At 51.0% G+C, this 6,638-nt stretch carries 2 protein-coding genes; both read left to right on the forward strand.

Features of this window, described 5'->3' with window-relative positions:
• Positions 1 to 8: 8 nt before the first annotated feature.
• Positions 9 to 1,880: a DNA-directed RNA polymerase subunit gamma gene (locus JUK32_RS09520; protein WP_204138623.1), complete on the forward strand. Its 1,872-nt coding sequence runs from the start codon at positions 9 to 11 to the stop codon at positions 1,878 to 1,880.
• Between the two features lie 109 nt (positions 1,881 to 1,989).
• On the forward strand, positions 1,990 to 5,982 hold the full coding sequence (locus tag JUK32_RS09525) for a DNA-directed RNA polymerase subunit beta' (protein WP_204138624.1): 3,993 nt from the start codon (positions 1,990 to 1,992) through the stop codon (positions 5,980 to 5,982).
• Positions 5,983 to 6,638: the final 656 nt, after the last annotated feature.

Consider the following 6,638-nt stretch of genomic DNA (forward strand, 5'->3'; position numbering starts at 1 on the left):
GGCTGAGCATGGCAAAGCTAGAGCAGCGTTTCGATTACGTCAAAATTGGATTGGCCTCCCCTGAACGGGTGCGGCAATGGGGGGAACGAACCCTCCCCAATGGCATGGTGGTAGGTGAAGTAACCAAGCCAGAGACTATTAACTACCGAACGCTTAAGCCAGAGATGGACGGCTTGTTCTGTGAGCGAATTTTCGGTCCTGCTAAGGATTGGGAATGCCACTGCGGTAAATATAAGCGGGTGCGGCACCGGGGTATCGTTTGCGAACGCTGTGGAGTTGAGGTGACTGAGTCGCGCGTGCGTCGTCACCGTATGGGGTATATCAAGCTGGCGGCCCCCGTTGCTCATGTTTGGTATCTCAAGGGAATTCCGAGCTACATTGCCATTCTCCTGGACATGGCTCTAAAGGACGTTGAGCAGATTGTCTATTTCAACGCCTATGTTGTGCTTGATCCTGGCAATGCCGACAACCTCTCATATAAGCAACTGTTGACTGAAGATCAATGGATTGAAATTGAGGATCAACTCTACGATGAAGAGTCGCAGTTGGTGGGCATTGAGGTGGGCATTGGAGCAGAGGCCCTGCAGCGGTTGTTGCAGGATCTCAAGCTAGAGGAAGTAGCCGAGCAACTGCGGGAAGGCATCGCTAATTCTAAGGGTCAGAAGCGTGCCAAGTTGATCAAGCGGCTGCGCGTGATCGATAACTTTATTGCGACTGGCTCCAAGCCTGAATGGATGGTGATCAATGCAATTCCGGTCATTCCCCCGGATTTGCGGCCGATGGTGCAACTAGATGGTGGTCGGTTTGCGACTTCTGACTTGAATGACTTATATCGTCGGGTCATTAACCGTAATAATCGCCTGGCTCGGCTGCAGGAAATTCTGGCACCGGAAATTATTGTGCGAAATGAGAAGCGGATGCTGCAGGAAGCGGTAGATGCTTTGATTGACAACGGACGACGGGGTCGGACGGTGGTAGGTGCCAATAATCGCCCCCTGAAATCTTTGTCAGACATTATTGAGGGTAAACAAGGGCGGTTCCGGCAAAACCTTCTGGGTAAGCGGGTAGATTACTCGGGACGATCGGTTATTGTGGTGGGTCCTAAGCTGAAGATCCATCAGTGTGGTTTGCCTCGGGAGATGGCGATCGAGCTGTTTCAGCCATTTGTGATTCATCGCCTGATCCGTCAGGGATTGGTGAACAATATCAAGGCGGCTAAGAAGCTAATTCAGCGTAATGATCCGAGTGTTTGGGAAGTGCTGGAAGAGGTGATTGAAAGCCATCCCGTGCTTTTGAACCGGGCTCCGACGCTTCACCGCCTTGGCATTCAGGCATTTGAGCCGATTTTGGTAGAGGGGCGAGCGATTCAGCTACATCCTCTCGTCTGTCCAGCTTTTAACGCCGACTTTGATGGTGACCAGATGGCGGTACATGTGCCGTTGTCGTTGGAAGCGCAGTCGGAAGCAAGATTACTCATGCTGGCTTCCAATAATGTTTTGTCGCCGGCAACTGGGCGACCCATTATTACCCCTAGTCAAGATATGGTGCTGGGTTGCTATTACCTCACTGCTGAAAATCCCTATGAGCAAAAGGGTTCAGGCCAGACTTTTGGCACGATGGAAGATGCCGTTTTGGCCTTTGAGCAAGGGGCGATTGGGTTACATGCCAAAGTTTGGCTACGGTTTGATGGGCCAGTGGAAGTCGAGGGCTCCGATGAACTCGTGGAAGAGAAAACTGAGGTGGATGGCACAGTCCGCCGATTGTATGCGCAGCACCGTACGCGTGAGGACGCTGAGGGTAATTTGATTTCTCAGTACATCAAAACCACGGCAGGACGCATTATTTACAACAAGACGGTGCATGAAGCATTGTCAAGCTGACGTTATCGTCATTTCGTTAAGGGGGCTTGAGGTTGAGAGGGTTCATTTCCCCTGACGATCACTTAGAGCAGTCAATAACGGTCAACCAGAATAGGGCAGAGAGGTCAACATGGCAGAGCAGTCAACAAATAAGTCTCCGATGGTATTTCGCAATCGGGTGATTGACAAAAAGCAACTCAAGAAATTGATTTCTTGGTCGTTTGAAAATTTTGGCACTGCCAGAACCTCACAAATGGCTGATCAGGTGAAAACTCTGGGCTTCCATTATGCGACTCGGGCTGGGGTGTCGATTAGTGTGGAGGACTTGCAGGTACCCTCAGAAAAACGGGGCTTGTTAGATGCTGCTGACGAGCAAATTCGCACTACTGAAGAACGTTATACCCGCGGAGAGATTACTGAGGTAGAGCGATTCCAAAAGGTGATTGATACCTGGAACGGGACCAGCGAAGAGCTGAAGGATCAGGTAGTCAAGAACTTTAAGGAAAATAATCCTCTGAATTCGGTCTACATGATGGCCTTTTCGGGTGCTCGGGGTAACATTTCCCAGGTGCGGCAACTTGTGGGGATGCGAGGCTTGATGGCCAATCCTCAAGGTGAAATCATTGACCAACCGATTCGGACGAACTTCCGTGAGGGGTTATCAGTTACTGAGTATGTCATTTCTTCCTATGGGGCGCGCAAAGGGTTAGTCGATACGGCTCTACGGACTGCTGACTCAGGGTATTTGACCCGTCGTTTGGTGGATGTCTCGCAGGACGTCATCATTCGCGAGGTGGATTGCGGTACTGAGCGAGGGATTCCGCTGCGAAGCATGACGGCTGGTGAAAAGGTTTTGATTCCACTGTCGGATCGCTTGCTGGGGCGAGTGTTGGCTGCAGATGTGGTAAATCCCGAAACTGGAGAAATCATTGCTCAGCGTAATGAAGCGCTTTCACAGGCGAGAGCTGATGAACTCTATGCGGCAGGTGTTGAAGAAGTAATTGTCCGGTCAGGGCTAACCTGTGAGGCTACGCGTTCGGTCTGCCAACACTGTTACGGCTGGAGTTTGGCCCATTCAGAAATGGTTGATTTGGGCGAAGCGGTGGGGATTATCGCAGCTCAATCGATCGGGGAACCTGGTACTCAGTTAACAATGCGGACGTTCCACACGGGCGGAACGTTCACGGGTGAGATGGCTCCGCAGGTGCGGGCGAAACGGGATGGGGTGATTGAACTGCCGGCTAAGTTTAAAAGCCGTGCCTTCCGGACTCGGCACGGTGAAGATGCGCTGGTGCTGGAAAGCTCGACCAAGTTAGTGGTGAAAAGTGATAGTGGCAAGAATCAATCTGATACCTTGCCTCAAGGGGCCATTTTATTTGTGAATCACGGCGATCGCGTTAGCAAGGAACAATTGCTGGCGGAAATGCCAACGTCTAGCCGCATCCGTAAAGTCACTGAGAAAGCCACTAAGGACGTGAACAGTGACCTCTCCGGTGAAGTCAAGTTTGCGGGCTTGGTGCAGGAAGAGAAAATTGACCGGCAAGGGAACACGACCCGTTTGGCCCAGCGAGGTGGCTTGATTTGGGTGTTGTCTGGGGAAGTGTATAACTTACCGCCCAATGCTGAGCCAATCGTGAAGAATGGCGATCGCATTATGCCCGGTAGTGTCATCGCCGAAACGCGTCAGGTTACTGAGCGCGGCGGCTTAGTGCGGATTCCTGAGGTGTCAGAAGGCAAAGATGCTCGGGAAGTAGAAGTCATTACCGCTTCGGTACTGCTGGATCAGGCCGAAGTAAAAATGGAAAGCGGCCAGGGAGGTGAGCATTACGTTATTGAGACGGCAAATGGTCAACGGTTCTCTTTGATTGCTACGCCGGGGACTAAGCTTCTCAACAACGGCGTTGTGGCCGAGATGGAAGAGAGCGCTTACCACACCACCACTGGCGGCATGATCAAGTATTCCGGAGTGGAGGCCTCGAAGAAAGGCAAAGGTAAGCAGGGTTATGAAGTGACCAAAGGCGGTCAGCTGCTATGGATTCCGGAAGAAACCCACGAAGTGAATAAGGACTTGTCTTTACTTTTGGTGGAAGACGGTCAATATGTGGAAGCGGGCACAGAAGTTGTAAAAGACATCTTTTGTCAAAGTAGCGGTGTGGTTGAAGTTACCCAGAAAAACGATATTCTGCGCGAAATCGTGGTCAAGCCAGGGGCCCTTCACATGGTGGATAACCCGGAAGAAGTTATGGATCGGGACGGCACCATTGTGCCTCCGGGTGAAGAACTCATGGCGGGCCTAACCACTGAGGAATTGACGTACGTAGAATTTGTCGAATCGCCGGAAGGACCGGCTATTTTGCTACGTCCGGTTGAGGAATATAAAGTGCCAGACGAGCCTGATGTTCCCAGTCAGGAATCGACTAGTGATTCTGGCTGCCATATTCGTTTGCGGGCCGTGCAGCGTATTTCCTTTAAGGACGGCGATCGCGTCAAGTCGGTTGAAGGGCAAGAACTTCTGCGGACTCAGCTAGTGCTGGAAATTGGCGAAGAGTCCTCGCACTTAGAAGCTGATATTGAGCAAGTGCCCGACGAGAACGATCCTGACGTTATGCGTCTGCAGCTGGTGATTCTCGAAGCGATTATCATTCGCCGCGACGTTGTGGCTGACCAGACCCAAGGAAGCACCCTGACCCGAATTTTGGCTGAAGAGGGCCAGCAGATTGAACCCGGTGCAGTCGTCGCTCGGACCGAAATTCAATGTAAGGAAGAAGGTGAAGTTCGGGGTATTCGCGAAGGTACTGAAGCGATCCGCCGCATTCTGGTGGTGCGCTCCAATGACTTGAAACAGCTGGAATTGAATGGTCAACAGCCAACAGTGGCGGTGGGTGATTTGCTAGTTGATGGGAATGAAGTCGCTCCGGGCATGGTACTGGAGGAGTCTGGTCAGGTGATCGAGATTAGCGACTCCCATATTACCCTCCGAACCGCACGCCCCTACCGCGTCTCGACCGGAGCCGTGCTGCACATTGAAAATGGTGATCTGGTGCAGCGGGGCGATAGTTTGGTGCTGCTGGTGTTCGAGCGAGCCAAGACTGGCGATATCATTCAGGGCTTGCCGAGAATTGAGGAGCTTTTGGAGGCTCGGAAACCGAAAGAAGCCTGTGTATTAGTGGAGCGTCCAGGCACTACCGAAGTGGTCTTTACTGATGACGAGACAGCCAACGTCAAGGTGGTGGAAGCCGATGGCGTCGTCACTGAGTATCCCTTGAATCCAGGTCAAAACCTGTTGATTAATGATGCTCAGTATGTCGAGGCGGCGGAGCCATTGACTGATGGCCCAGCTAATCCCCACCAGATTTTGGAAATTTTCTTTGCTTACCACAAGTCTCAAGGAGAAGGTATTCACGTTGCATCAATGAAAGCGTTGCAAGAAGTGCAGACCTTCTTGGTGAACGAAGTGCAATCTGTATATCAGTCGCAAGGCGTCGATATTTCTGACAAGCATATTGAGGTAATTGTGCGGCAGATGACCTCAAAGGCCCGCGTTGAAGATGGGGGTGACACCACGATGCTGCCGGGTGAATTGATGGAAATCTATCAGATTGAGCAGGTTAATGAGGCGATGGCGATTACCGGGGGGGCACCGGCAGAATATACGCCGGTCTTGCTGGGTATCACCAAGGCGTCTTTGAATACCGACAGCTTTATTTCTGCGGCGAGTTTCCAAGAGACGACGCGTGTGTTGACGGAAGCAGCGATCGAAGGGAAGTCTGATTGGTTGCGTGGCCTGAAGGAAAACGTCATCATTGGCCGTCTGATTCCTGCGGGAACCGGGTTTAATGCCTACGAAGAACCTACGCCTAGCTTAGATACCGACCCCGGTGCCGGTTTTGAAGGCGCAATGATCGATGATGCTTTGGCTCGTGACGTGGTGTTAGATGATGCGTCTGCCCGCAACTACCAACTCGACCCTGGACTCGGAAATATTCTGAAGGACGATGAGATGGTTGGTTTTACCGAAAATGGTGAAGGCAATGCGGAAAAGTCTGGCGGTTCTGCTCCAGCTCAAAAACCCATTTTGGATGATGATAATTTGCTGATTGACGACAATAGCGACATTATCTAGTCGGCGGAATGGGTATATGAGCAAAAGCCAGCTCTCACTGGGGGCTGGCTTTTGCGTGGGCACACTGATGAGACAAGCCTCATGCCTATGGCAATTCGCACATTGATGCGGTTGGTTTACAGGCATGAAATGCTTTCTGGCTATAGATTCTGAGAACCTAAATCAATCGAACCCTTCCACGGGTTGCTATACCGCATGACCTCGCGGGACAAGCTTATCCCTGTCGAGGAAAATTTTTGCCGATGGTTCGCGGTAGGCTGAAGCAATCTCCAGTCAGTTTATTGATAGGCCAGATTTTATAGCAAATTTCAAAATGTTGAGGCAGAATTTTGCATAAGAGTCTTTGCGGAATAAGGATTTTAGGGCTTTGCAGTGACCACATCTAAATGCAGCTGGCGAGCAACTCCTTGTTCCACAGCATGGCATGCAGTGAGCCACTTAAGGATCAGGATTATATAAAATCCAATTCTGGCTAAATCAATCTGGTGTCTAGCAGTGAACTGCCGAGACGCCTATTCAAACTTATTAAATCCTCATTCCTTAGACCGATTGGTATAGCAGCGTTTTGAGTGGCTGGAAGGCACTAGTGGTCTGTCAACTTTCAAATTGTGGGTCAGTGTAGATTGGGTTGAGGTCACGAAACCCAACGATGACAA

Source organism: Halomicronema sp. CCY15110 (assembly GCF_016888165.1).
Taxonomy (GTDB): Bacteria; Cyanobacteriota; Cyanobacteriia; order Phormidesmidales; family Phormidesmidaceae; genus Halomicronema.